Source organism: Geobacter sp. OR-1 (genome assembly GCF_000813145.1).
GTDB lineage: Bacteria > Desulfobacterota > Desulfuromonadia > Geobacterales > DSM-12255 > Geoanaerobacter.
On sequence record NZ_BAZF01000018.1, the window covers coordinates 62,727 to 87,829 of the forward strand.

Below are 25,103 nucleotides of genomic sequence, written 5' to 3' on the forward strand. Positions count from 1 at the left end.
AGTCCGGTAGAGAGGTAAAAAATCAGTCTTCTTTTCCGGAATGCAAGCTCAAAAAAACTAAAATGCCCATGGCGCCAGCGAGATGGTGGCGATCTTCATGACATGGCCGGCATTGATCAGCGAGGCATTTTCCGGGGCCACTGCAAAGATAAGCCCGGCCAGGAAAGCGGACTTCCGGCTGGTTCCAATGGCCCGGCAGTAAAGAAACAGCCCGGTGCCGCCCAGAAAAAGGTTCAGCACGATCAACCAGGCCACGCTTTCCGGGGCCGGCATGAAGTAAAAAAACAGTTTCTGGTGAATCAGAAGATGTACGGCGGCATAGGCACCTTCGCTGGTAAAGCCGCTGTTGAGGTAAATATCCCAGGCCGCCTTGACCTGACCGAAATCGAGCAGTTCGCCAAGCGACATCCGCTTGGACTCAACCACCCCCCAGTAGAATTCGTTGATGATGTCCGGTGCCCGGATAATCTTGGTAGTAAAGAGGATCTTGCTGAAAAAGGCGACCAGCACCCCCAGCAGGGCAGCAATAGTCAGCAGATCTTTTTTGCGCTCGGTCATTTATCTGTTCCAACACCCTTCGTAAAATGCATTGAGTTTTTCAGCGTAGCCCTTCCAGGCGAATTTTTCCAGCAGGTGCACACGTCCCGAAGCTCCAAGCCGCTGCCGAAGCCCCGGTTCCAGGAGCAGTTCCACGGTCCGGTCCGCCATCTCCTGCCAGTCGTCGGGGTGGCACAGAACACCCGATACCCCTGGCTTGATGTACTCGGCGAGTTGCCCGACTGAGTCGGCCACCACCGCCACGCCTGCCCGCAGGATCTCGGTGAGCTTGGCCGGGCATTTGGATCGGTTGATCAGGTTGTCGCTGAACGGGTAAATGGCAACATCCCCCGCAGCCAAATATGAGGGGATATCCGCAGGCTCAAGCCACCCCCCCATGACCAGGGCGGAAGCAAACCCGAATTCTCCCCCCTTTGCCAGCAGCAGCTCCTCTTCGTTGTGGCGTCCCTTGCCGACGACCAGAAAGCGCACCCCCGGCACCCGGCGGTGGATCTCGGCAAAGAGAAAATGCAGTTTGTCCTGGCTGAACTCGAAAAATCGGGTATAGAGCAGCAGCACCGGCGCAGTTGTTGGAATCCCGAGACGCTCCCTGACGGCCGTGCCATCCCCCCGGGGGGATATCCTCCACACAGTTCGGCAGGTAAAGCACCCGTTCGGCCGGAATCCCCATCCCCCAGGCCTTGGCCTGCAGAGCCCTGCTTGCTACGGTCACCCCTTTGGCCTGCAAAGGGATCCGGTCTTCCTGGAACTGGAACAGCGCCTTTTCGCTGCGCGAATAGGGGTGCAGGTCGTTCATCCCGCCCCGCCCTTCCCAGTCATCCATATCCACCAACAGCGGGGGTTGGCGGACCCCCATGCTGCGAAAACCGGTGATAAGCATGGCAGCCAGGCCGCCGTAACCCTTGGGTTTGAACAGGTGGACCAAGTCCGGCTGCTCGGCGAGTGCGGCCCGGTACATCCGCCAGGCAAGCTTTGGCGCAGCAGCAGCCCCGCTCCCGCAGAGTTTGACATTCCGGATCTTGACCCCACGGACGGTCTCAACCTTTCCGGAATCCTCCGGATTGGTATATGGCGGCGCAACGATGGTTATCGTGTGGCCGAGCCGCTGCAGCTCGTCCGCCAGCGGCAGCATCCGGGCGATCAGGGTCCCCTTGGGTCTGATCCCGAACGGTGCGAGAAAGACAATCTTCACCCGTTACGCTCCACCTGAAGCCAACTCCTCATAAAGCTTGTGATAGTCCTCGATCCGGGTCGCGATATCGAATTTTTCCCGAACGCGATCCCGCCCTGCCATACCCATTCGCCCCCGCAATTCCGGGTCGGCCAGGAGAAAGTCAATCTTCTCCGCCAGCAGCGCAATATCTCCGGGGGCAAGCAGATAACCGGATACCCCGTCGGCAACCACTTCCCTCATTCCTCCCAAGTCGTTGGCGATCACCGGTATTCCAGCTGCCATTGCCTCGACCAGGACCATGCCGAAAGACTCCTGTCGCGAAGTATGCACCAGAAGAGTGGTTTCGGCAAGGACTCCGGGGACATCATCGGTCGGCGAATGAAAAAAGACCCGGTCACCGATTCCCTTGTCAATTGCGCGCTCCTTCAGAGCCCGGGCATAACGACGGGCGGATAGCCCGACATTGCCGTAGAAATGCAGTTCGGCAGTGCTGCGAACCAGGGGGAAGGCGTCCAGCAGCAGATCCTGCCCCTTAGCGCGGTTGATGCTCCCCAACATGACTATTTTCGGCACCCCAGGCTTCGGCCGGGCAGCAACAGACGGCATGGGCACCGCATTCACGAGTACCGCCCTTTTCCGTGCGGCGACCGCGGCAAAATGGCCGGCACAGGTGTTGGAGCAGAACGCCGCGCAGTCGGCACGGCCAATGGCAGAACTGAGGATCGGGCCTATCCTTCCGGGGAGCTCATGGAGATGATAGATCGTCCGCACTCCGGCCATGCTCGCCGCAATGGCTGGCAGAGCCAGTTTGGTGCTGTTCAGATGCACAATGTCCGCCTGTCCGGCGAGTTTCAACAGCCTCGGAATCATCGTGAACCGCTTGAATCTCCAGATAAACGGGGACTGCTCACCTGCGGCAACCACATGAACCCCCAGGCGTCTCAGCTCCGCAGCGCATGGACCGTCAAAAGGGAACAGCACCGTCGGCTCCACGCGCCGCCGGTCCAGGGCCGAGATCACGCGCAGCATGACCGACTGGACTCCGCCGCGCCGGGCATCGTGAATCACAAAGAGAACCTTGAGCGGTTTTCGTGTCATAAGGCTCTCACTGGTCGGAAGATTGCAAAACACCGGTCAGCCTCTGCATGAATCTCTTGCGGAAATTGTTCAGACCAAGCCTGATGAGCATAGTTTCCCGGTGGTAGCGCAACTCGGCGGCCAGCCTGGCCCTGCTTGAGAGCACTCCCCAGTTTCGTTGCCGGATCGCATGCTCTTCAGCCATTGCCGCAAGGATATTCGCCGAAGAGAGTGAATTCGGATGAACCCGGAACTTTGCCAGAACCTTGTCGATAAGGATCGGGGGCTCCAGCGCGGCAATCCTGAGCCAGAGGTCGTAATCCATTGAATAGCGCAGTTCCGGGTCGAACAGCCCCACCTCGTCAAACACCGATCGCCTGACAAATGTGGCCGGGTGGCTGATAATATTGCCGTAAAGGATATCGGAAAGGTTATATGACCGCTTCAATTCCGTATCATAAAGCCTTTCGCCTGCGGTATTCACGCACCTGATCCTGCCGGTCGCCCATCGGGCGCCTGGATTGGCGGCAAACGCCCGGCAAACCTCGGCAAGCGTACCGTCCAGATAGGCATCGTCGGCATGCAGGTGGGCAACGACATCGCCGGTTGCCAGCCTGATCCCCTTGTTCATGGCGTCGGCGATACCTCTATCCGGCTCGGAGATCCACTTGATCCAGGGATGCATCACTGCGTACCGATTGACGATATCCAGGGTGCCGTCCGTGGAACCGCCATCGACGATCAGGTATTCCAGCTCCGGATATCCCTGGACGAGCACGCTCGCAATCGTTTCTTCCAGAAACTCCCTGCTGTTATAGGTTATGGTGACAACCGAGATTTTCACAGTTTCCTCAGCAGCCAGAGGGCAGTCATTCGCGCAGCAGCCGCTCCTTGACCCGGTCGTAGTTCTCTTCGATTGATTCGAGAGTGATACCGTTCTCCCGCTCCCATCTCTTGGCCTGGAGATTGAAGAAAAAGAATACATACTGCATGACCATTATGAATCCGGCCCAGCCGCTTTTCCACGCGCCACGCAGGAAATACCACTTGATAAACCACTTCACCGGCTCGGTGAAAATCCGTACCGGGGAGAAACTCCCCCGGAGCGCCTCTATGTCCGAATACTTGCTGTGGGCGATCTCGAACTTCTGCAGGTTGTACGTACTGCAGTGGTAGACCGAATACCCGTCACAGACCGGCAGAGTCAGGGCGTCCTCCTCCTTGCCGACAAACCTGCCGAAGTGGTGGATCTCGGTTCCAGCGAAGTCCATCACTTCCTTGCGGAAAAACCGCGGATAGGCCCCACCGGAATCGAAGTTCAACTTCTCAACGCCGTAATGCAGGTTCTTGCGCGGCATCCGCACCATGGTGTAACGCCCTTCGACCACCACCTCCTGCATCTTTGTCAACACGGTTTTCGGCAACAGTTCGTCGGCATACCCCCAGTATACCCAGTCGGTCTTGACCTTGGAAAGGGCATTGGCCGCCACCGACTCTTCTTCGACATAGCCGGGATGATCGTGCTGATAGACCGTGCCCCCCATCCGCTCCACGATTTCGACCGTATTGTCCGTGCTGTGATTGTCCATAACAACCACATTCCCGTATGGAAGGAAACAACGGAGGATATATTCGATCCGGCGCGCCTCGTTATAGGTAAAAATCAGAAAGGTGATCCGGTCCTTCATCTTCGCCCCCCCTTGGCGGCATCAAGCCGGTGCTTGGCCGCGTAAAGCAGCTTCATGAACAGTTCCCTTTTGCGGGAAACACTCCCGGCCCTCCGGAACGCCTCGCTGAAATAACGGGCAAAGATGTCGCCACGATCTTTATGCAGAAAGCTGTTCTCGATTATTGTCGTCAGGGTGCTCCAAACGCGATTGTCCTCTTCAGCAGAGATAAGACGTTCTCTTTCCGGATCGTCGCGGAACATATGTCCGGCAACAGTACGCGCCAGCAGGGCAGTCTGGTCCAGGAAATCCGCCTTCCGCCAGGTCTGCCACATGTAATTGGTTTCATGCTGTTCATAAAAGGCAAACGGTTCGCGTACCTTATACACCGGGAAATAGCTGGCAATGCGGTACCAGTACTCGGCATCTGCACTGTATTCAAACCGTTCGTCAAAAGGACCGAGGGCCTCGACCACCTCTCGGTGCCAAAAATTGCCAGATGCTATCGGCAGCCTCAGTTCTCTTACAGTGGCGTTACCGGCCGGGCAACGCTTGATCTCGTCCATGATCGTTGGATCCTGAACGATCAACGCCGGGTCGGTCGTATTTCCCAGTAGTTCAAGGATTCGGGCGCTTCCCCCGACCCGGTAACGGTCATCCGAGCAGAGCAACCCCAGCCAGGTCCCGCGGCTAAGCTCCATACAGCGGTTCCAGTTCCTGACCATGCCGATATTTTGCTCATTCCGGAATAATCTGACATGAGGAACCCCGGTAAACCGCTTTTGCAGTTCACTGTATATCGCCGGATCGGATGCGTTATCAACAACTACTATTTCGAGATTTCCGGAACCGGTCCCCACGCTTGCAACCGCGGCGGCAACCGGTTCGACCCGGTTCCAGGTCGGAATCAGAACCGAAAGCAGCGGTTGAGGAGCAGATGTTTGATTAGAATCTTTATCCGGCTTTCCGTCAGCCATTGCGCCGCCTGAACATGCCTTTGAGTTCGCACCGGTCTTCTGCCGAGAGCGCAAACCAACCGATCAGTATTGCCAAAATTATTGTGAGGACTACCCCTGCTCCGACCTCAAGAAACAACATACTTTTGGAGAATTCGGTCATCCCGGACGCCGGCAGTGCCTGCTCAACCCCCATACGGATAAAAATTCCCCCCACGATGAGGAGCGCCAGGAAGCAGAGCGCCGGGAGAAAAACCCGCATGAGATAGTCGGAAAGAGCCGTCCCAAGATGGCGAACGGTATAGTATACTCCGTACCAGTTGTTGGTTGCCAGCTGTGCGACCATTGTCCCCCAAGCGAGACCGGCAAAACCGTAGTATCTGCACCCCCAATAGGCCAGAACTATATTTAGCCCCCCCGCTGCCATTGATGACTTCATGAAGGGCCACCTGCCGGCACTCCAGACGAAAAAGCCGTGGGCGCTTTGGTGAAGGTCCAGAAAGCAGGCCAATACCATGGGGATCAGCACACTATAGCCGACAAAGTGCCCCCTCCCGAGCCAGAGATCCATTACCTTCGGCCCCCAGACCAGCAAACCTGCAGCCCAGAGTCCTGCCAGGAGAAGCGAAAACCTTACCGCTTTCCGATAATAATAGCGAACCTTTTGGAGATCCCCCTCCGAATAGGCAGCTGCGGCATATGGTGCCAGGGCAATCGGGATCGAGGTCGGGATGCTCATTCCCATCATGACAACCTGCCGCAGTGCTGCGAAATCAGGGACTTTTCCAGCCCCCATGACATATCCCGCGATCATCAGGCTAGACTCCAGGACCAGCCATACCCCGAGCCTGGTCACCAGCACCGGAAACGATTCGGCGTACATCCGTCGCACAACCGGATAATTGACACTCCCCCCGAAGAATGGGGGGAGTTTGTGGCGCCAGACCAACAGCGCGTGCCCCCCCACAAATGAGACCACCCCCTGGGCAAGGAAAATCAGTGACATCAGCCTTATGTCCGGAAAGAGCGGCAACAACAGAACAATCAGGAGGAATCCCACCAGCTGCATGACAGTTCTGGAGAGATTGTCCCACCCCACATCCCCCATGCCGCTCAAACAGGCATTGGGAATTGCAGCCAGAAGATTGCCGATAACCCCACCGAGGAAAAACAACAAGGCCCATGCCGCGCGATCCATCAAGGCATGGTCGGCAGTGACCAATGTTAGGTATATATACGCAAACGGAAAACCGGCAACCGCAACGGCAACAGCCATGATCAGGCTGGCGAGAAGCGCCGACAGATAAAGATCTTCGAGAGGTGTCTGCCGGTAAAAAGCAGGGACTTTATCTTCCGACTTGTTCAAATTATTGCGGGTAGCGCCCCATACGTATGAAACCGCGCGACCGAACGCCGATGGCAACCCGAGATCGGACAAAGCAAGGAATGCGGCTATGGTGTAAAAAAGATACCATAGCCCCAGCTCTGCCGGGGGGAGATATCTGAACAGCAGCGGTGTCTGCAGCAGCCCAATCAGTGTGACCAGGACGAAACGTAGCCACGAGGCCGATACCCCGAAGATGATCCGTTTTGACAAGGGGATTCAGCCCCTTTCCTGTTTGCTCGAAGATGAGTATGCAACCATCCGCTGCAGTCCTTCGGCAAGAGACACTTTCGGCGCCCATCCGGGCAGAACCGGTCCCTTCCAGGTCGCCATCACCTCGCGAGTCCGATATGGCCGGCCTCCCCATTGGATCGGGATCTCGCTCCCCAGAACCTTACCGAATGCCGCCACGATTTCGCGCAGCCTTAGGGGTGATCCGGAAGAAACAGCATAACGTTCATGGTCGTTCACCGTTCCGGATAACAGACGATCGGCCGCAACAACGAATGCTGCTGTGGCATCATCAATGTAAACCAGGTCAAGCAATTGTTCCCCGGGAGACATTGCCAGGGGAGCGCCGCTTTCGACAATATTCCGTAACAGCTTGAACAGCTTGGGACGCCAGTCGTCAGGGCCGTATGTGTCGAACAGCTTGAGCGTGACAACTCTGATCCCTGCAGTCTCAACGTAATACTGGATTATTGCCTCGAAAGCCTGTTTGGTTGCCGCATAGAGGTTGACCGGCGAGTAACTCTTGCCCTCGTAGTGTTGCCATGAGGTGCCGGTGTTAACCAGCAACCGGACATCCGCTCGGGCCATCGCTTCCAACAGCTGGGAAGAGAACAGTATATTGCTGCTAACCAGCCGTTCAACATCTTCAATACGGTGCTCGGAGAGAAACAGGGACGCCAGGTGAAACACCAGTTTCGGGGCAGCGTCCGCCACAATGCCCGCCATCCCTTCCGTGGTCCCATCATGGAAATGCAGCGTGATCCGGTCGCGAATCTGGCCAAGGCGGCTGATCTCTGATCCCTCTCGAACGATTACATGGAGATCGGCATTGTCTGCTACCAAACTTCGGGCAAGGTGGCAGCCGACAAAACCGGTAGCACCGGTCAACAGGATTCTATGGTTGCCGCTACCGGCCATCCACGCCCCCTGCACAGAAGCTGAATGGGGATTCGAAACTTTCAAACGGAACTAGATTCCGGTCGCGATCCGAGATGATCGGTTCATTGCAAGGCCACGGGATATCGAGAGAATCCCAGCGGATGCCGCTGTCGTGCTCCGGAGAGTAGACCGCCGAAACCTTGTACACCATCAGCACCTGCTCCGATCTGGCATAAAACCCGTGAGCGACACCGGATGGGATATACACCATATTCGCCTTTGCGGCATCAAGCTCACAAACGGCATACCTGCCGAACATCGGCGAGCCTTTCCTGAGATCCACCAGCACGTCCATCGCTTCCCCGACCAGGGCATAGACGACTTTCGTCAGATCCTTGGGAGGAACCTGGAAATGAAGCCCCCGCACCACATTGCGATAAGACAGAGAGTAGAACTCCTCCGCAAATTCGGTGGCCAGCCCTTGGGCCTCAAAAAGCCCCTGGTGAAAGGTCTTCACAAAACTGCCCCGAAGATCGCGAAAGATCGTCGGCACAATCTCATAGCATCCGGGTATGGAGAGTTCAACAAACTTCATACGTGCAACTCCTCGGCAGACCGGATCGGCACCCGATGGCTGCGACCTTACGCACCACTCGGGCGGGGACGCTTCACAAGAAAAAACAATGCCCCGTCGGCAGATGCCCCGGCAATGTCAAAGTTTTCTTCAACAGTTTTGGCAACATCTTCTTTATATGGATTGCTGTGTATATACTTGATATCGTAAATCAGATACGTACATCGGTCACTGTTAATATACTCGAAAATTTTACTATAGTCCTCTTTCAGGAAAAGTTCCGTCGGACCCGGAACTTTTACCGGGCAGGTTGTCCCGGAAACCATGTAATAAACCCCGGAAAGGCTGGAGAGGATCAAGACTTCCGCTCCTTTCCGGGTGTACTGCCTTACAAAGGCCGCTCGTGACACTGTCGGCGTGACATCGCCGTTTATTGCGAGTCGGAGCCGCACCGCAGTATCGGCAGCCATGGCCGGGACATTCTTGATCAGGCTCGCTGAACAAAAAAGAAAAAACGTCATCAGGCCACAGAAAGCTATCTTCCCAAATCTGCGGTTCGAGGAATTTACATCTGCCGACAGGATACCGGCAAAGATCGTTAAAATAATGACAGCGGGGTAACACGCCATGGCCAGGTTCAAGTCGTGGCTTCTCCCTTGGTAATAGGCAAAAAGGCCGGTTCCCAGAATAGAGAGATGAAAAACCGTTGTCCCTTGTAGAGAACTCTCGCCATTCCGGCCGGTCATCGCCGCAATTGAGTATAAAATCCCGGCCAGATACACACCGATGACAAGGTTCCATGGCCCGAACAGCTTCATTGGCAGCATGGCATAGCCGTAACGGTAAAAGATCTTCTGATAATCAATGAACGAGGCATAATCGGGGAGATTGCCATATCTGAAATAAAGATAGAGATTGAATGCCACAGTAAAGGCACCAAAAACGGCAACGGCGTGCCATACGCGCATCAACATCCCTTTATGGTTTCGTGCGGAAAAATCTCTGTACAACAGTGCAAGCAGCCATGATGCAAGCGCAACGCCCCCGGTATCCAGATTCCAGTAAACCGCAATCGAGCACAGCAGAAAAGTTAAATAATACACTATCTTGCTGCCTGATTTGAAATATTGGTACGCGAGGCAGATTGAAACGGCCGGGAAGAAAAACCTGACAGGATGATACTGGAAATATTGATCAAAATTAAAATTGATCCTTAAAAAAAGTACCCGTAATAGACCAGTGCGCTGAATCCGTAACCCGCAATAACCGAATTCCCGGAAATCTCTCTCATAAAACGGTAAAGCAGCCAGAGTGCCACGCCGGTCATCACACCCATGACAGCCGTGAAACTGAGCATTGATAACCCGGTAACCTTGAATACCGGCTCGAGAAAGTGGGGGTACATGCCGTACTGGTGGTTCAGATCGACCAGCAGTTCCTTGCCGTTGAAAACCTGCGCTACGGCATGAAGCACCGCATTCAGGTGCTCTACATGATTGCTCGTATGGGCTATTATGTTTAAATCGTAAAGAGCGAAAACCACTATGCCGAGGATTATTGCGGGAGCGGCAATAGAGACCAGGACAGATAATACGTTGAAGACGAATCTGTTGACCTTGTTTCTCTCTGAGGATGCGATGATTATCGACAGCGCCGTCAACATGGCGATTACCCCCCATGAAACCGGGGAATTATCGGCAATGCTTTTCTCCAGAATATAGTAATCCGTTTTGTCCAGATCCAGCCAAAGCAGCAAAGCAGTCGCCGCACCGATCAATATCTTCAGTATCGCGTCAGTCTTCTCTGCCAATACCGCTGTCAGGCCCAACCGGTCCAAAACCACTCCGGCGGCATTATAGGCAAGGAACAACAATATCGGCCAGACAAAAACCCCGGTCAAAAAAAGTATCCGCTCAAGAGGTTCGGGTTTCAGGTAATTGTTGTCCGGCACTGCGATAATTTCATGGATTCGACTGACATCAACAACCGGGTTAAGGAATTTTGCCATTGCCGACAGCAATAGGACTATTATCACTGTCGAGGTAATCAGCGACAGCTCTGCGGCAATATATTTACATGTATCCGAACGATCCAGTTTATTGCTCATCACATACAGTTCCCGGGCTCTGATTACATTGAACCGTTAACTCAGGCCCAACCACTAATATCGGGCCGGTCCTACTCAATTGTCAGCAGGGATTTCATTTCAAGACACAGACTTTCAAGCGAGGAATGAGCGGGTTGATAGCCCAGCTCGGCGGCACGGTGGTTCTCGGAGAAATAAAATTCCTTGTGGCCTGTGGCATTGACGGTTTCCATTGCCACGACCCGGTACTTGAGGTCAAAGCGCTCGGCAAAGGCTTCCAGCATTTCGAACTTAGTCACAGGTTTCAGGCTGTAAACATCGTACACCGCATTCAACCTGCGGCGGGAAATGCACAGATCGATCAAAGCCGTCAGATCTTCTATATGGATATAGTCTCGAACGATATTAGCCGAAATGGTCTGCATTTCCTCGCCGGCTTTGAGGGCCTTGGCAACATCGGTCAAGAGGAACCTGGTCGAGAGATCGACAAAGCGGCTGAAATAACTGAACACTCTCAGGTCAACAATATTCAGGCCGGACGCGGCCCGATGCCGCGCCTCGGCATGAAGCTTCGCGATGCCGTAGTAGTCTGACGGCGCCAGGGCGTTGACGGGGAAAGTCGCCTGGGTCATCTCGTTGGCCGGGCGGGTGAAATCCCCGCCATACACTGCGCCGCTGCTGAAATTCAGGTAAAGCGCTGCCGGGTTCGCTTTCAGGTATTCCAGCACCTTGCTGTCCCAATACTCGGTTACGGAGAATATCGCGGCAACATCGTTCTTCAGCCGCCCCGGATCGCCGATACCGACGCAATTGACGACCACGTCAACCGGCTCGAGCCCGAACGCAGCCATGGGGAAAACCGGATACCTGTCAGATTCGATTATCGAAAGGAACTCAGAGACCCGCTCCGGCGACCGGGCGTACAAAAGAAGCTTCCGGCTTGAATCAGTTACCCACGACGCAATAAGCCCCTTGGCGATATGACTGGTTGCGCCCAGGATTGCTACCCGAACCGCCTTCACCGGCACACTCCTTCGACAATTGAGACGATGGAGTTCAGGTCAAGACCAAACTCGCGCTTGAGATACTCCTGGCTCCCCACAGAGTGGGTGTAGACATCCGGGATACCGACCTTGCGAAACCTCGTCGCCTTGCCGCTCGCCGCGATTACGTCGGCCACGGCACTGCCGAGTCCACCGATAACGTTGTGTTCCTCAAGGGTCACGATCGGCAAGCCTTTGTCGATCAGGCCGAGAACAGCCTCGGTATCGAACGGCTTGATCGTATGCATGGAGAGCAGGGTTCCATTTTTCCCCTTCTCCTGCATGGCATGTGCAACCTTTTTCCCGAGTTCGAGCATATTGCCGGTGGCGATCAGCGCAAAATCGTCACCTTCAGTGATTGTTACTGCCCTGCCGATCTCGATTTTCACTCCGGTATCGTAGAGAACAGGCTCCCCGTTTCTGCCCAGTCTGAAGTAGATCGGACCTTCATGGTCAAAGCTCTCCTCGATCAAGGTCCGGGCCTCGACCGGATCGCCGGGTGCACAAACCGTCATGTTGGGCAAGGCACGCATCAAGGCGATATCCTCTATGGCATGGTGAGTTGTCCCGGCCGGGCCATAGGTCAAACCGCCGCCGATCCCGACCAGCCTGACATTGGTCTGCATGTAGGCAACATCGACACGCACCTGTTCAAAGCACCGCATGGTCACAAACGGCACCATGCTGTACACATACGGTCGCCGGCCGGAGAGAGCCAATCCGGCCGCAACGCCAATGGCGTTCTGCTCGGCGATGCCAACGTTCAGATACCGGTCGGGGAACTCGTCGGCAAACTTTTCCAGCACAGAAAACCCGACATCAGGAGTAACGAGGAAGATCCGCTCATCAATCCTGGCCCGCCGGATCAGACAATCAACGAAAGTGCTCCTCATGCGTCACCCCCAAGCTCTTCCAGGGCCTGCCGGTATTGATCGTCATTGGGAGACTTGTAATGCCATTCAAGCCGGTCTTCCATGAACGACACCCCTTTTCCCTTGACGGTATGGGCGATGAGAACCTTTGGCCGGTCCTGGGGGGCGTTGAAAAGCCGTTCCATGGCATCAGGATCATGACCGTCAACATCATGGGCATCCCAGCCGAAGTCGCGCCACCGGGTCGACATGTTGTGCTGGTCGATCACCTCGTTGGTCCTGCCGAAGCTCTGGAGTTTGTTGAAATCAACGATGGCCGTCAGGTTGGCCAGCTTGAGGGTTGCGGCCAGCATTATCGCCTCCCAGACCGATCCCTCGTTGCACTCTCCATCCCCCAGCACCACGAAGATTCGGCCGGGATTGCCGCTCTGCCGGTTGGCAATGGCCATCCCGAGCCCGATAGAAAGCCCATGCCCCAGAGAACCGCTTGAAACCTCGACCCCAGGGACTGCATCTTTGTCCAGGTGCCCGGGAAGCATGCCGGCATCAATGTAAAAGCGGTCAAGATACTCTTTCGGGAAAAACCCCTTCTCCGCCAGGGTCGCATAAAGCGCGGCGCTCCCGTGCCCCTTGCTGAGGATGAATCGGTCACGGTCTTCATTCAGCGGGGAAAGAGGATCGATCCGCAAGGTCCTGAAGTAAAGCGTGTACAATATTTCCGCAATGGACAGGCAGCTTCCGACATGAGACGAGTGAGAATAGTGGGTCATGTGGAGTATCGATTTTTTTATGGCTATAAGTTCACGGTTCAAATTCTGTCTCAGCCCCCTTGGCAGATAGTGTCATGCCGGTCCGCTACTGCAGGAAATCGCATATTGTTGCAATCATGTACTCCAGCATACTCTCCGTCATGCCCGGGTATACACCAATCCAGAAAGTGTCGCGCATGATCCGATCGGTATTTGCCAGCTCGCCGACTATCCGGTATCCGTGGCCGCTTTTTCTCATTTCATCGAAACAGGGGTGTTTGGTAAGGTTCCCGGCAAAGAGCATCCGCGTCTGAATCCCCTTGCTCTCCAGGTGATTTACCAACCGGTCACGCCCAAAGCCGGCAGATTCCCGGATAGTCAACAGGAATCCGAACCAGGAGGGGTCGGAGTTTTCAGTCGGCTCAGGGAGTAAAAACCGATCAGCATAGCGGTCAAGCCCGTGGCGCAGGATCTGCCAGTTACGTTTGCGGGCCTCGATGAAACCGGGCAGTTTTTCCAGCTGGGCACAACCGATGGCTGCCTGCATGTCGGTAACTTTCAGGTTGTAGCCGAAGTGCGAGTAGACATATTTATGGTCGTAGCCGAACGGCAGTTCGCCGAACTGCTGGCCGAAGCGATTGCCGCAGGTGTTGTCGCGGCCTGACGGGCACCAGCAGTCGCGGCCCCAGTCCCGAAAAGATTCGACGAGCCTCCGGAGCTGCAGATCATTGGTGTAGACCGCCCCACCCTCACCCATGGTCATATGATGGGGCGGGTAGAAGCTTGAAGTCCCGATATGGCCGATAGCCCCGGTAAACTGCCATTTGTCCTTATAGCGGTAACGGGAGCCGAGCGCATCGCAGTTGTCCTCGATCAGCCAGAGCCCGTTCCGGTCGCAAAACGCCTTTACCGCAGCAAGATCGAAGGGGTTGCCCAGGGTGTGAGCCACCATTACCGCCTTGGTGAGGGGTGACATGGCGGCATCGAGCTGATTGACATCAATGTTGTAGGTGGGAAAAGTCACATCGACAAAGACCGGTACGGCGCCATACTGGATAATCGGCGCCACCGTGGTCGGAAAGCCCGCGGCAACCGTGATCACTTCGTCGCCCGGCTTGATCCTCCGCTCGCCGAGCTTCGGCGAGGTAAGGGCCATAAACGCCAGCAGGTTTGCCGATGAGCCGGAGTTGGTCAGCGAGCAATGCTGCACCCCCAGAAACTGGGCAAATTCATGTTCGAACCGCTCGGCATAACGACCGGTGGTGAGCCAGAAATCCAGAGAAGAATCAACCAGTGCGGCAATCTCCCGTTCGTCGAATACCCGGCCGGCATAGGAAACCCGGTCGCCGGGTTCGAAACCTTTATCAGATTGATGCTTGAATCGATAATATTCTACCGCCGCAGCTATGGTTTTACTGCGAAGCTCCGCATCGCGCTTGGCGTTATCACTCATCAAATCCTCTCCCATATTCAATGATCTGCAGCCGGCAGGTTTCACGCAGGTCGTTGCCGCCAATATACTCTTTTGTCCAGGCAACTATCCGGTCCAATGCCGTTGCCAGATCCCAGCGCGGTCTCCAGCCGAGCCTCATACGCGCCTTGGAGCAGTCGAGCTTGAGATAGCTGGCCTCGTGCGGGTGTTCGCCGTCGTCGATCAGATATCCGGCACCGTTCCCCCACTTGGAGCAGAGTTCCCGCACAACCCACTCCACCGGTCTGGCGTCGTCGTCGGCCGGTCCGAAGTTCCACCCCTCGGCATAGGCCACACTGTTCTCGAACAGTCGTTGCGCCAGCAGCAAATATCCAGAGAGCGGTTCCAGCACATGCTGCCACGGTCGGATTGCATGGGGGTTGCGGATAAGGACCTTCTCCCCTGCCATAATGGCACGGACAATGTCGGGTATCAGCCGGTCGCCGGCCCAGTCGCCGCCGCCGATCACGTTGCCGGCCCGAGCCGATGCCACTGCCACCCCATGACGGTGATATTCGGCCGGATTGAAGTAAGACGAGCGATAGGCAGCTGTTACCAGCTCAGAGCACCCCTTGCTGTTGGAATAGGGATCGTAGCCGCCGAAAGGCTCTTCTTCCCGGTAACCCCAGACCCATTCCCGGTTTTCGTACACCTTGTCCGTAGTGACATTGACAACCGCACGCACGCTCGGGCAGCTTCTCACCGCCTCCAGCAGGTGCACAGTTCCCATGACGTTTATGGCATAGGTCTCAACCGGGATCTTGTACGAATCCCGCACCAGAGGTTGTGCTGCCATGTGAATGACAATATCCGGGGTGGCTGCGATCATCGCAGCCTTTAGCCGGTCCAGGTCCCGCACATCGGCGATTACCGAGGTCAGCAACTCACTGACGCCGGCCATGTCGAACAGGCTCGGATCGGTCGGCGGGTCAAGGGCATAGCCGGTCACCTTTGCGCCGAGTGAGTGGAGCCAAATCGATAGCCACGACCCTTTGAAACCGGTATGCCCGGTAAGAAAGACTTTTTTGCCTTGCCAGAATTCCTTAACAGCCATCGGTTCTTTCACCTTCACAGTTGACTCTTCACTGACATTCACCACAGCTTCCAGGGGGCAGTTCCATCCTTCCAGAGTTCCTCAAGATGGTTCTTGTCCCGCAGGGTGTCCATCGGCTGCCAGAAACCATGGTGTTTGAACGCCACCAGTTCTCCTCCGGCTGCAAGGCGCTCCAGAGGCTCTTTTTCAAGCACAGTGGAGTCGTCACCCAGATATCCGAGGACCTCGGGCTGCATAACGAAGAAACCGGCATTGATCCAGTGTCCGTCTCCTTTCGGCTTCTCCTGGAAGCTGAGCACCTGATCGTCGTCCGAGAGGTTCAGGGCGCCGAACTTGCCGCTCGGCTGGGTAGTGGTGACCGTGGCCAGCTTGCCGCTCCGGGTGTGATAGGCTACCAGTTCCCGGATATTAACGTTTCCGACCCCGTCACCATAGGTAAGCATGAACGGCTGGTTATCCAGATACGGGGCGACCCGCTTTACCCTGCCGCCGGTCATGGTCTCCAGGCCGGTATCCACCAGAGTCACCTGCCACGGCTCGGCGGTATGGCTATGGACGATCCGCTGGTTTTCGGAGCGAAAGTCAAAGGTGACATCTGCCTCGTGGAGGAAGTAATGGGCAAAATACTCCTTGATACTGTACGCCTTGTAGCCGAGGCAGATAACAAAGTCGTTGAATCCGTAACTCGAATAGATCTTCATGATATGCCAGAGAATCGGCCGGCCGCCGATCTCAATCATTGGCTTTGGTTTGAGATGCGACTCCTCGCTGATGCGTGTGCCGAAACCTCCGGCCAGGATGACGACTTTCATAGCGGCTCCAATAATCTGAATTTATGTCCGATTATAGCTATCAGAAATCGGCATTGTGCACTTTTTTGCCGTTATTGGCAAGAAGGAGGTCAGTCGGTTTCTATCACCGGCTTGCGAATAGCCGTCATCACTATGGCCAGCAATACCTTTACCATGTAATAGATGCCACGCAGACCGCTGATGGAGGAGGTCCCACCCTGGCGCTCCCGCATACTGATCGAAGACTCGGCAAGCCTGAAGCCGTTTTTCCCCAAGAGGATTACCGCTTCCGGTTCCGGATAATCCACCGGGTAATGCCTGGCGAGAAAAGAAATGGCCCGGCTGTCGTAGGCCCGGAAACCGGAGGTATTGTCGGTAACCCTCTGGCCGATGAGAATGGAATTAACGGCATCGAACAGGTGAATTCCGAACCGCCGGACAAAAGTGGAGCGATACCCCTCGCTCCACCCCATGAAACGGGAACCGATGACGACATTGGCGTTGTTATCTCTCTTCGTTGCCAGTAGCTTTGGGATCTCGGCGGCTATATGCTGGCCATCACCGTCAAACTGGACTGCAACGGAATAATCAAGCCGGTCGGCATATTTGAAACCGGTCTGCACGGCGCCGCCGATCCCGAGATTCTTGGGAAGATCGAGCACCTTGACCCCTTGGGAGCGGGCAACGGCACTGGTACGGTCGATAGAGCCGTCGTTCACCACCAGGATATCCAGAGGAAGCTGCAGGCTGCGCAGATCGGCAATCACCTCGGCAATGCTGGCCTCTTCGTTATAGGCCGGGACTATTACCAGGATTTCGGCCTGTTCGGTTCGGGAAGAGCTGTTGATCAGATTGCCCAGGGCCAGCTCCTGGATCAATTCCTTGTTCTGGTCAGACAGCTTGGTGATGACTATAGAGACATGGATCAGGACCAGGAAGGTAAATGCCGTGGTAAAAAGCATCAGGATGCTCGGCTTGTATGCCACGCCGAACAGGTCACCGAACCGGTCGATCGCATGCTTGTCCAGCGACAGGTAGATGAAGAAGATGCTCATCAGAAACCAGAGGATGGAATACTCTTCCTTGACCCTCCTTTTCTGAACCAGCCCGAAGATGAACGTAAAGATTACCAGGCTGAACAGCAGCGAAACTGCTTGTATCTTCTCAAAGTACATTGATCACCGTGCAATCGGTTGATGTTTTTGCTCAATCACCGGAATCGTCCAGGAGTTCGCGAAAGGAAAGCCGGTATCTCCGAATGAGATCGGCCATTTCGCCGGGCGTCAGCCTGCGTTTATTCATGATCCGTGCCCTTTTCGCCATTACCCGTGGCATACCGGCCAGGGCATGCCATATTCCGCGGACCAGGGCAACGGCAATGGCGGCCGATGAACCGCTGGCCCTAAACTCCCCGCCCGACCCGGAACCGGTTAAAACGAGCCGCAGCTGGGCCAGGTATCGGAGTAACGTATATGCCGGCACCAGCAGCAGACAAGAAAGCGGAAAGTTTTTCATTGCCACCCAGTAGTGGTTCCGTTCCACCAGAAAGATCTTGAGCGGCGAAAATGCGCCGCCGGTGCGAGAATACTTGTGTAACACAACAGCCTGGGTCGCAAGCAGAGCGCCCCACCCTGCAAACCGTCCGCGCAGTCCGAGGTCGGTATCCTCGGCATACGCGAAGAAATCATCGTCGAAAAAACCGATCTCGTCAATCATGGCCCGACGATAGAGCGCCGCGCAGGCACTCGGTACCAGGATTTCCTCCACCGACCCCATGTTGAGCAGGGAATAACGCCGGCGCCGGAACAATCCCCGGGACATGCCGTCGCGACAGATGCCGAACCCGAGGGAATCAACGATATCCGGGTCAGCGAAGGAGCAGATGCGACAACCCACCATACCGACACCGGGATGGGCATCGGCAACGGCAACGAGCTCTGCCAGCCAATTCGGTTCAGCTTTGGTATCGTTGTTGAGCGTAACTAGGTACTCCCCGACAGACTGCTCCAAGCCTCGGTTATTCCCGGTTGCAAACCCAGTGTTTTCGGAGAGTCCCACCAACTTGACCCAGGGGTAACGCTCGCGCACAAAAGAAACGGAACCATCGGTCGAGCCGTTATCCACCAGCACCACCTCGACCCCCCGGAATGTCTGCACGCTAATGCTGTCAAGGCATTCCGCCAGGTGGTGCCTGCCGTTCCAGTTGACGATTATTATCGAGACTCGCGGGATCAATGGCCCTGCCTTGTTGTTACGGAAACCCACCTGACAAAGAGATACCACGAAAGAAACCAGCGCCGCTTTATTTGGGTCCAGGGGATGAAACGGATACCGAAGTCGGTCATGCTTGCCCCATGCTTGCGGTAGCAGACGGCCTTCTCCGGCACAAAAACCGTTGTGCCGAAGATCTCCGCCAGAATCCCCAGCCAGACGTCATGCATCGGGATTTTGCGGGGAAATGGCAGGGCAATGTCCAGGAGCTCCCGCGAAAAGGCCATGCTGCAACCGATGTAGCTGTTGTCGAAGATGTTCCTTGCCACCCCCGGTCCCGACCGTCTCATGCAGCCGAAAATCGAAGGCGCAATCTCCCTGCCGGTCTCGTCTATCACAGTGCCATCCATGACCACCAGGTATATGGCCCCGGGACGATTATTGAACAGTGTACGGATTACGGCGACCTTGTTCGGCAGCCAGATATCATCCTGATCCGACAGGGCAATGATACCGCCCGTTGCGTGCCGCAGGGCGTTCTCGAAATTGAAAATCGGGCTGTAAAAGGCACCCCCTTCAAGCAGCCGCAGGCGAGGGTCGGCAAAATCGCGAATAATCGCCACAGTCCGGTCGGTGGATGAATCGTCGGAAATTATCAACTCGTCATCCGGACCAAGCTGGCTGAGGATAGATGCCAGTTGCTCTCCGATGAACCGTTCGCCGTTCCGGGTCGCCATGCAGACGGATAGTTTCATCTCACCAAATCACTCTTCCTTACGGTTATTGGGAAAAGATCCTGCCAGAATTCGGAACCTTACGGATGAGAGTTGTCGCCTGCCCACAAAACTCGCATACAATATCACCCGGATTGATCAAAAGCAAACAACTCCCGCAACATCACTGGGATAAATCGCCATGTTCGATAACGTGTCGAAAGGACCACGCAACGGATCGAGGCAGCAACAAAGTGAGTGACGATATCAGGGAAAGACCTCATGCTGTAGCGTGCGCCGCGGCAGAAGAAGGCAAACCGGGCAAGGGCTGCTTCCAACGGCGCCTCTTCCCGGTCCGAGAAACCGTGCCCGCAATCCAGATCAAGGATGAACACCGCCGGGAATTTATCGGCAAAACGCCGGCAGAAGTCGTGATCGGCAAAATCCAGCGGTATCCGCTCGTCAAAGCCGCCGACCGCGTCAAAAGCATCCACTCTTACGAGCATCCCGCTGTTAAGGATTCCTCGCCCCTGCAGGCTCATCAATCCAGATTCAACCCGGCCGAGGTGATATCCGATCCCCGCGCAATACCCGCAAGGCGAGAATATGCGCCCGTGCGATACCAGTCGGGGTGCGAACATTTCAATTGCGGCATTGTCGGCCACCGCTTGCGCGTAAACATCCAGGGCATTCACCGGGAAAGACGTATCCTGATCCAGGAGCAGCAGCCATTTCTTACCGCTTTCCCGTGCGAACCTGGCACCGGCATTGTATGCTCCGGCAACTCCGGGGTTGGTCGGATCGTGATGGTAGATGATCTTCAAAGACTTGAAGGAATTATCAACTGATTGCACAAAAGGACTGTTGTCATGAATGAACAAGTCAAGAGAGAACCCAGACGTAGTCAGCGAACGGCTCAAAGATGCAACGGAATCCGCGGAAGTAATATCACGCTGGTAAACTACGAGTACCGCAAGAATCTCGTCCAGACTTTTCTGCAAATCTGCTCCTTTCACTATCCAACAAGTCTTATACGCTACACAGCCGTCACCGAAACAGGAGCAACCGGATATTCATCAAAGAGCTGGCATAAAAAAAGCCGCATTTGCACCGATAGTATCGCTCCATGAAAAAGCCGTGGTCCTTTATCCGTGAATATACTTGCGTTAACTTTCGTTCTTTTGGGGTAAGGATACCCCAGTATCTCTTTAAAATGCGCTGGTCTGTAGTTGCAGGCATTCAATCAACTCCGCTGTTTTCAGCAACGTTGAAGGAGAAATGCAGCGATGCGGCTGCATGCATGGCCGTCACCGTATGGGTTGTGGGCGCGAGACATGCCTTGATACTCATTGGGATCATCGAGCAGCAGCAAAGCCTCGCGAACAATTGCATCTTCATTCGTTCCGACAAGCTTGACCGTCCCGGCATCAACCGCCTCTGGCCGCTCAGTGGTGTCTCGCATTACCAGTACAGGCTTGCCCAGCGAGGGCGCCTCTTCCTGCACACCGCCGGAATCTGTGATTATTATGTACGAACGGTCCATAAGGTAGACAAAAGGAAGATAATCAAGAGGTTCAATAAGATGAATCCGCTGATTGTTGCCAAGAATACGCTTGACCGGCTCCTGTACGTTGGGGTTCAGATGGACTGGGTAGACAATCTCTACATCTTCGCGCTCGGCAATGGTTGTAAGAGCCCTACATATCCGTTCAAAACCTTCACCGAAATTTTCCCTTCTGTGACCGGTAACAAGAATCAGCCGACGAGAAGTATCCAGAAACGAGAATTTATCAGCAAACTTTGTTGTCAGGGTCTTGTCGAGCCTCAAACGGTTCGCTACTTCAAGCAGCGCATCAATCACAGTGTTGCCTGTTACATGGATTCGCTCTAAAGGAACGTTCTCATGCAGCAAGTTTTGTCTTGCCTTTTCCGTAGGAGCAAAATGAATTGTAGTGATTGCACCGGCGAGTTTTCGGTTCATCTCTTCCGGCCATGGTGAATAGATATTACCGGTTCGCAAGCCTGCCTCGACATGACAGACTGGAATCTTTTCATAATATGATGCAAGAGCAGCAGCAAAGGTAGTCGTGGTGTCGCCATGCACCAGAACATAGTCGGGACGCCACTGTCGCAATACCTGGCGCATACCTAGAAGAACATTGCTGGTGATATCGGTAAGATCCTGCCCCGGTTTCATCAAATCCAAGTCGAAATCAGGTACAATGCCAAACAGTTCCAACACATGATCAAGCATCTGGCGGTGCTGAGCGGTTACACAAACGCTGGTTTCAAATAAAGAAATTGCTTTGAGTGCGGCAACAACCGGGGCCATTTTTATGGCCTCTGGCCGGGTTCCGAAGGTTATCAAAACTTTTTTCATCTATTCCCTCATATTCAGAAATGATCAATAGGGTCACGCCACTTGGGCCAAAAGTACTGGCGAGGTACGAAAAGCTCACCGAAACCTATGAAGCGTTATTACAGACGGCAGCAGCCATAATAGCTTTCAGAAAAAGTAGCCATTATTTAGGATAAGCTCTTACTATATCCAGCTTTTCAGGTACCTAAAATAATATCTCAACCGAGTTTTCAAGTGGTATTCCCAACTGCTTCGATATTTCTCGACAGCAGCAAACAAATGGTCAATATTTTCGGAGTAAAGCTGTCGATGATTCTCAAAAAGTTGCCGATACATTGCCTGTTGTTTTTCGTCAGTAAGGTTCGTGGTTCTTGAACTATTTTTCACCCGATAATAAAAAAGCACTTCAGGTATTCTGTGTACGGACCGCCCCAACTCTATCAATGAGAGCCAAAAATCCCAATCCTCCCAACCGAATTTCATATTTACATTATAACCACCGGTATGCTCCCAATCACTTTTTCTGAACATTGCCGAAGCACAGATGTGATTTGCCAAGAGCAAATCTCTTTCTGAAAAATCAGAAACAACAAACCGGCCTCTCTTTGCTCCGAAAAAATCCACAAGAGAGCAGACTATCCCGACTTCTGGCTTCTCATCAAGGATTACGACCGCTTTTTCAAGTGAAGTCGGGGCAATCTTATCGTCAGCATCGAGAGGGAATATATATTCTCCTGCTGCCGCACTTATGCCGATATTTCGAGCAACGCCAGGTCCCTGATTCTTGATTGATATCACTTTAGTATTCGGCTTGCTGTAAGCGTCGAGAAGTGCATTGGTTGACTTGTCAGTCGAACCATCATTGACAATAATTATTTCAATATCCTGCAACGTTTGGTTAAGAACGGAATCTACCGCTTCATCCACATATGCTCCCTGATTAAAGCAGGGTATGACTACAGTCACCTTAGGCATAAAACCCCAACAGCTTCAGTAATGAGATCTTTTGCATTGATATACCATTTTCGACACATAATCGAACAGATGCTGATAAGTAAATTTAAACGTATAACTCAGACCGGTCCAGGCGTTTACGACAGCTTTGGGGGGAGAAAATATCCGCCAAGTCCACTGTCCCTGTATTATTGACCTTAAACATAAACGAAACCATCGCTCACAAAGAACGTAGGAAAACTGCGGTTCGGGGTAAATTTTCTGTGAATCATTTGCTTTCTTGAGCTTATTGAGCCAAGCACCTGCACCAACAAAGAAAGAGGGATTATCTTGATGTGTTAAAGAACCAAATGACTGATGCAGTAATAACTCATCTTCTGAAGGTTCAATCCCGAGCCTTCTAATCTGCGCCAATCGCACCTTGCCCGCGGTAGCTTTCTGCTCATCTGCCCGTTGCTGAGAAACCTGAGAGGAATGATATCTATAGAGCACAAGCATTTCCGGAAGACTGCAAACTTCACAATGATCAACAGCTCTGGACCACAGCTCAAAATCTTCCGCATGTCTGAATGCCGGATCGTAATATAGGTTGCCATCCTGGAAAAGTTTTCTACGAAACATTACCGAAGGATGGCCGATTACTGAGTCGAACAGAAGTTCGGATCTGAATAAATCCGGGTCAGTGGGGAATCTACAGACTAAGCCTGATTCATCACCAATAGACCTAAACCATGTACCGCAGATACCGACTTCAGGGTGTCTATCCAAAAAGGCTGCCTGCTTCGACAAACGTTCCGGCAAGCTGATATCGTCACAGTCCATACGAGCAATATATTCGCCCTTTGCCTGCTCAATACCTTTATTAAGTGATGCAATCAGACCAAGGTTGGTTTCGTTATGAACAAGTCTGATGCGAGGATCAGTATAAGACTTGATGATATTTACGCTGTCATCAGTAGAACCATCGTTTATAATGATGAATTCTAAATCGGTAAGTGTTTGGTTCAGAATGCTTTCAATGGCGCACTTAAGATACTGTGCGCCGTTATAAACTGGCATGAGAACTGATATTTTTATATCTTTGAATAACTGCTTAATCACTGCACATACGACCTAGTGAATTTATTACCTTTGAACAAGAATATTGGCCTGATGACTGGGAACAGCAACTCTGATAAACTGAAAATATTAAACGTAGCAATACCAATAAAAGTAAGTAATATCGCTTTAACATTAAACATATCAAGCATCATATCCATTAGAGAGTAGTTTATCCCCACTTGTCTCCATCCTATGCCTTCGTTTTCTGATCTTTTTGCCAAGCTTGACACTGTGTATAAATGCGAATGGTAGTCCTTGGCTTTATGCTGAAAGACCACCTTGAAGCCTTTTTCAACAACCTTCTTCTGAAATACCTTATCTTCGCTCATCTCAACTCGTCCAAGCCGGTTCTGCTCCCACACGCTTTTGCGAACTGCACATGAAGTAAATGAGACCCCAATATTGTCATACTGGCGTCTCCACCTTGCACAGTCCCTGGTATAGTAAAAGAAGCTGATTTTATCCCAATAAAACAGCCTGCGATCATGAGGCATAGTATCGGCTCCCTGAACAATAGCAACTGACGGATCGGCAAACGGCTCGATCAGATTTTCCAGCCAATCATCCCCAACGGGTACTGCATCTTGAGAAATCGCAACTACAAATTCGCCTTGTGCCAACTCGAACCCATAGTCGCGGGTAAGTCCGAAATTGAATTCGTTAGAGGGGATTTGATACAGTCGGGCAGGAAGGTTTCTCAATAAATCAAGTGTTCCGTCAGTAGATCCTGAATCCACCGCAATCACTTCAAATCCAAAAGAAACTCGTTGAGATAACACTGTTTTCATAGATTCTTCAAACAGGTTACCCCCATTTTTTGTTAAATATATAACTGAAACGCAAATTGACACTACTTGATACCATTTTTGTGATATTTTAGACCTTGATGATTTCAACAACTAAAGATAAGGCCCTATAAAATCAAAGTAGAAAATTTTCTTGTTGACTCGTCTAAGACAAAAACGACGTAGTCACCATAAGACTTAATATTTGCAGGTAAATCGGAATACGAGTTCGCATAGGAAATATTTATCCCATTTTCGCCGGTATAAAACCTGAAAAATTTGTTGCCTTGAAAATACCAGTCTTTTACATATCGATCCTTAGCGACTATGAATATTGATTTCCCATTGCATTTACCTGATTCTATCGCCGATACTATTGTTTCACGAGCCGAATTGGCGACACGCAATCCATCT

26 protein-coding genes and 1 pseudogene are annotated in these 25,103 nt (G+C 53.3%); all 27 read right to left on the reverse strand.

What is annotated here, in order from left to right; translation table 11 throughout:
- Positions 1 to 57: 57 nt before the first annotated feature.
- Positions 58 to 558, reverse strand: a complete 501-nt coding sequence (locus OR1_RS23105; RefSeq protein WP_305047298.1) for a hypothetical protein — start codon at positions 556 to 558, stop codon at positions 58 to 60.
- Complete coding sequence (locus OR1_RS22860) at positions 559 to 1,188, reverse strand: glycosyltransferase (protein ID WP_370543367.1); 630 nt, start codon at positions 1,186 to 1,188, stop codon at positions 559 to 561.
- 52 nt (positions 1,189 to 1,240) lie between these two features.
- A pseudogene (locus OR1_RS22865) lies at positions 1,241 to 1,690 on the reverse strand (glycosyltransferase); the annotation flags it as partial.
- Positions 1,691 to 1,753: 63 nt separating this feature from the next.
- Positions 1,754 to 2,830, reverse strand: a complete 1,077-nt coding sequence (locus tag OR1_RS16150) for a glycosyltransferase family 4 protein (RefSeq protein WP_041972988.1) — start codon at positions 2,828 to 2,830, stop codon at positions 1,754 to 1,756.
- 7 nt (positions 2,831 to 2,837) lie between these two features.
- Positions 2,838 to 3,653 (reverse strand): glycosyltransferase family 2 protein, encoded by an 816-nt coding sequence (locus tag OR1_RS16155; protein ID WP_052440541.1) that lies wholly within the window; start codon positions 3,651 to 3,653, stop codon positions 2,838 to 2,840.
- A gap of 25 nt (positions 3,654 to 3,678) precedes the next feature.
- Positions 3,679 to 4,497, reverse strand: coding sequence for a glycosyltransferase family 2 protein (locus OR1_RS16160; RefSeq protein ID WP_041972990.1), 819 nt, complete (start codon positions 4,495 to 4,497; stop codon positions 3,679 to 3,681).
- Positions 4,494 to 5,453 carry a glycosyltransferase gene (locus OR1_RS16165; protein WP_041972993.1) on the reverse strand — a complete coding sequence of 320 codons (960 nt, stop codon included), beginning with the start codon at positions 5,451 to 5,453 and terminating at the stop codon, positions 4,494 to 4,496. The genes OR1_RS16160 and OR1_RS16165 overlap by 4 nt, the downstream gene beginning before the upstream one ends.
- The gene (locus OR1_RS16170; protein WP_041972995.1) at positions 5,446 to 7,029 is read right to left on the reverse strand and encodes a hypothetical protein; all 1,584 of its coding nucleotides are present in this window, start codon (positions 7,027 to 7,029) and stop codon (positions 5,446 to 5,448) included. The genes OR1_RS16165 and OR1_RS16170 overlap by 8 nt, the downstream gene beginning before the upstream one ends.
- 6 nt (positions 7,030 to 7,035) lie before the next feature.
- The gene (locus OR1_RS16175) at positions 7,036 to 7,965 is read right to left on the reverse strand and encodes an NAD(P)-dependent oxidoreductase (RefSeq protein WP_041972998.1); all 930 of its coding nucleotides are present in this window, start codon (positions 7,963 to 7,965) and stop codon (positions 7,036 to 7,038) included.
- Complete coding sequence (rfbC, locus tag OR1_RS16180) at positions 7,955 to 8,521, reverse strand: dTDP-4-dehydrorhamnose 3,5-epimerase (RefSeq protein WP_041973001.1); 567 nt, start codon at positions 8,519 to 8,521, stop codon at positions 7,955 to 7,957. The genes OR1_RS16175 and rfbC overlap by 11 nt, the downstream gene beginning before the upstream one ends.
- A gap of 47 nt (positions 8,522 to 8,568) precedes the next feature.
- Entirely contained in the window at positions 8,569 to 9,468 is a 900-nt protein-coding gene (locus OR1_RS16185; RefSeq protein ID WP_152609938.1) for a hypothetical protein, read from the reverse strand.
- Positions 9,469 to 9,713: 245 nt separating this feature from the next.
- Positions 9,714 to 10,607, reverse strand: a complete 894-nt coding sequence (locus OR1_RS16190) for a hypothetical protein (RefSeq protein ID WP_041973008.1) — start codon at positions 10,605 to 10,607, stop codon at positions 9,714 to 9,716.
- A gap of 71 nt (positions 10,608 to 10,678) precedes the next feature.
- Positions 10,679 to 11,608 carry an NAD(P)-dependent oxidoreductase gene (locus OR1_RS16195; protein WP_041973011.1) on the reverse strand — a complete coding sequence of 310 codons (930 nt, stop codon included), beginning with the start codon at positions 11,606 to 11,608 and terminating at the stop codon, positions 10,679 to 10,681.
- A complete protein-coding gene (locus tag OR1_RS16200) occupies positions 11,605 to 12,522 on the reverse strand; it encodes a transketolase family protein (RefSeq protein ID WP_041973013.1) in 918 nt (305 codons plus the stop codon). Before OR1_RS16200 ends, OR1_RS16195 begins: the two co-directional genes overlap by 4 nt.
- Positions 12,519 to 13,271 carry a transketolase gene (locus OR1_RS16205; RefSeq protein ID WP_041973052.1) on the reverse strand — a complete coding sequence of 251 codons (753 nt, stop codon included), beginning with the start codon at positions 13,269 to 13,271 and terminating at the stop codon, positions 12,519 to 12,521. Before OR1_RS16205 ends, OR1_RS16200 begins: the two co-directional genes overlap by 4 nt.
- Positions 13,272 to 13,356: 85 nt before the next feature.
- Positions 13,357 to 14,703, reverse strand: a complete 1,347-nt coding sequence (rfbH, locus tag OR1_RS16210) for a lipopolysaccharide biosynthesis protein RfbH (RefSeq protein WP_202812062.1) — start codon at positions 14,701 to 14,703, stop codon at positions 13,357 to 13,359.
- On the reverse strand, positions 14,696 to 15,775 hold the full coding sequence (gene rfbG / locus OR1_RS16215; RefSeq protein WP_041973056.1) for a CDP-glucose 4,6-dehydratase: 1,080 nt from the start codon (positions 15,773 to 15,775) through the stop codon (positions 14,696 to 14,698). The genes rfbH and rfbG overlap by 8 nt, the downstream gene beginning before the upstream one ends.
- A 38-nt stretch (positions 15,776 to 15,813) precedes the next feature.
- The gene (gene rfbF, locus OR1_RS16220; RefSeq protein ID WP_041973018.1) at positions 15,814 to 16,587 is read right to left on the reverse strand and encodes a glucose-1-phosphate cytidylyltransferase; all 774 of its coding nucleotides are present in this window, start codon (positions 16,585 to 16,587) and stop codon (positions 15,814 to 15,816) included.
- A gap of 89 nt (positions 16,588 to 16,676) precedes the next feature.
- Positions 16,677 to 17,741 carry a DUF2304 family protein gene (locus OR1_RS16225; protein WP_082002997.1) on the reverse strand — a complete coding sequence of 355 codons (1,065 nt, stop codon included), beginning with the start codon at positions 17,739 to 17,741 and terminating at the stop codon, positions 16,677 to 16,679.
- 31 nt (positions 17,742 to 17,772) lie between these two features.
- The gene (locus OR1_RS16230; protein ID WP_041973021.1) at positions 17,773 to 18,801 is read right to left on the reverse strand and encodes a glycosyltransferase family 2 protein; all 1,029 of its coding nucleotides are present in this window, start codon (positions 18,799 to 18,801) and stop codon (positions 17,773 to 17,775) included.
- Entirely contained in the window at positions 18,798 to 19,532 is a 735-nt protein-coding gene (locus OR1_RS16235) for a glycosyltransferase family 2 protein (RefSeq protein WP_041973024.1), read from the reverse strand. Before OR1_RS16235 ends, OR1_RS16230 begins: the two co-directional genes overlap by 4 nt.
- Positions 19,533 to 19,636: 104 nt before the next feature.
- Positions 19,637 to 20,491: a glycosyltransferase gene (locus tag OR1_RS16240; protein ID WP_041973027.1), complete on the reverse strand. Its 855-nt coding sequence runs from the start codon at positions 20,489 to 20,491 to the stop codon at positions 19,637 to 19,639.
- Positions 20,492 to 20,748: 257 nt separating this feature from the next.
- On the reverse strand, positions 20,749 to 21,870 hold the full coding sequence (wecB, locus tag OR1_RS16245) for a non-hydrolyzing UDP-N-acetylglucosamine 2-epimerase (protein ID WP_041973030.1): 1,122 nt from the start codon (positions 21,868 to 21,870) through the stop codon (positions 20,749 to 20,751).
- A 162-nt stretch (positions 21,871 to 22,032) separates the two neighbouring features.
- Positions 22,033 to 22,824, reverse strand: coding sequence for a glycosyltransferase family A protein (locus tag OR1_RS16250; protein WP_041973033.1), 792 nt, complete (start codon positions 22,822 to 22,824; stop codon positions 22,033 to 22,035).
- A gap of 15 nt (positions 22,825 to 22,839) precedes the next feature.
- Complete coding sequence (locus OR1_RS16255; RefSeq protein WP_052440550.1) at positions 22,840 to 23,904, reverse strand: glycosyltransferase; 1,065 nt, start codon at positions 23,902 to 23,904, stop codon at positions 22,840 to 22,842.
- On the reverse strand, positions 23,901 to 24,755 hold the full coding sequence (locus OR1_RS16260; RefSeq protein ID WP_272946201.1) for a glycosyltransferase family 2 protein: 855 nt from the start codon (positions 24,753 to 24,755) through the stop codon (positions 23,901 to 23,903). The genes OR1_RS16255 and OR1_RS16260 overlap by 4 nt, the downstream gene beginning before the upstream one ends.
- Before the next feature lie 62 nt (positions 24,756 to 24,817).
- Positions 24,818 to 25,103 (reverse strand): hypothetical protein (locus OR1_RS22870; RefSeq protein WP_237754324.1); only part of this gene is annotated, 286 nt, incomplete at its 5' end.

Excerpts from the sequence above, each read along its gene's own strand:
- OR1_RS23105 (WP_305047298.1), bottom strand. The coding sequence starts at position 558 with ATGACCGAGCGCAAAAAAGATCTGCTGACTATTGCTGCCCTGCTGGGG.
- OR1_RS16150 (WP_041972988.1), bottom strand. The coding sequence starts at position 2,830 with ATGACACGAAAACCGCTCAAGGTTCTCTTTGTGATTCACGATGCCCGG.
- OR1_RS16160 (WP_041972990.1), bottom strand. The coding sequence starts at position 4,497 with ATGAAGGACCGGATCACCTTTCTGATTTTTACCTATAACGAGGCGCGC.
- OR1_RS16165 (WP_041972993.1), bottom strand. The coding sequence starts at position 5,453 with ATGGCTGACGGAAAGCCGGATAAAGATTCTAATCAAACATCTGCTCCT.
- OR1_RS16175 (WP_041972998.1), bottom strand. The coding sequence starts at position 7,965 with ATGGCCGGTAGCGGCAACCATAGAATCCTGTTGACCGGTGCTACCGGT.
- rfbC (WP_041973001.1), bottom strand. The coding sequence starts at position 8,521 with ATGAAGTTTGTTGAACTCTCCATACCCGGATGCTATGAGATTGTGCCG.
- OR1_RS16185 (WP_152609938.1), bottom strand. The coding sequence starts at position 9,468 with ATGCGCGTATGGCACGCCGTTGCCGTTTTTGGTGCCTTTACTGTGGCA.
- OR1_RS16190 (WP_041973008.1), bottom strand. The coding sequence starts at position 10,607 with ATGAGCAATAAACTGGATCGTTCGGATACATGTAAATATATTGCCGCA.
- OR1_RS16200 (WP_041973013.1), bottom strand. The coding sequence starts at position 12,522 with ATGAGGAGCACTTTCGTTGATTGTCTGATCCGGCGGGCCAGGATTGAT.
- OR1_RS16205 (WP_041973052.1), bottom strand. The coding sequence starts at position 13,271 with ATGACCCACTATTCTCACTCGTCTCATGTCGGAAGCTGCCTGTCCATT.
- rfbH (WP_202812062.1), bottom strand. The coding sequence starts at position 14,703 with ATGAGTGATAACGCCAAGCGCGATGCGGAGCTTCGCAGTAAAACCATA.
- rfbG (WP_041973056.1), bottom strand. The coding sequence starts at position 15,775 with ATGGCTGTTAAGGAATTCTGGCAAGGCAAAAAAGTCTTTCTTACCGGG.
- rfbF (WP_041973018.1), bottom strand. The coding sequence starts at position 16,587 with ATGAAAGTCGTCATCCTGGCCGGAGGTTTCGGCACACGCATCAGCGAG.
- OR1_RS16225 (WP_082002997.1), bottom strand. The coding sequence starts at position 17,741 with ATGTACTTTGAGAAGATACAAGCAGTTTCGCTGCTGTTCAGCCTGGTA.
- OR1_RS16235 (WP_041973024.1), bottom strand. The coding sequence starts at position 19,532 with ATGAAACTATCCGTCTGCATGGCGACCCGGAACGGCGAACGGTTCATC.
- wecB (WP_041973030.1), bottom strand. The coding sequence starts at position 21,870 with ATGAAAAAAGTTTTGATAACCTTCGGAACCCGGCCAGAGGCCATAAAA.
- OR1_RS16250 (WP_041973033.1), bottom strand. The coding sequence starts at position 22,824 with ATGCCTAAGGTGACTGTAGTCATACCCTGCTTTAATCAGGGAGCATAT.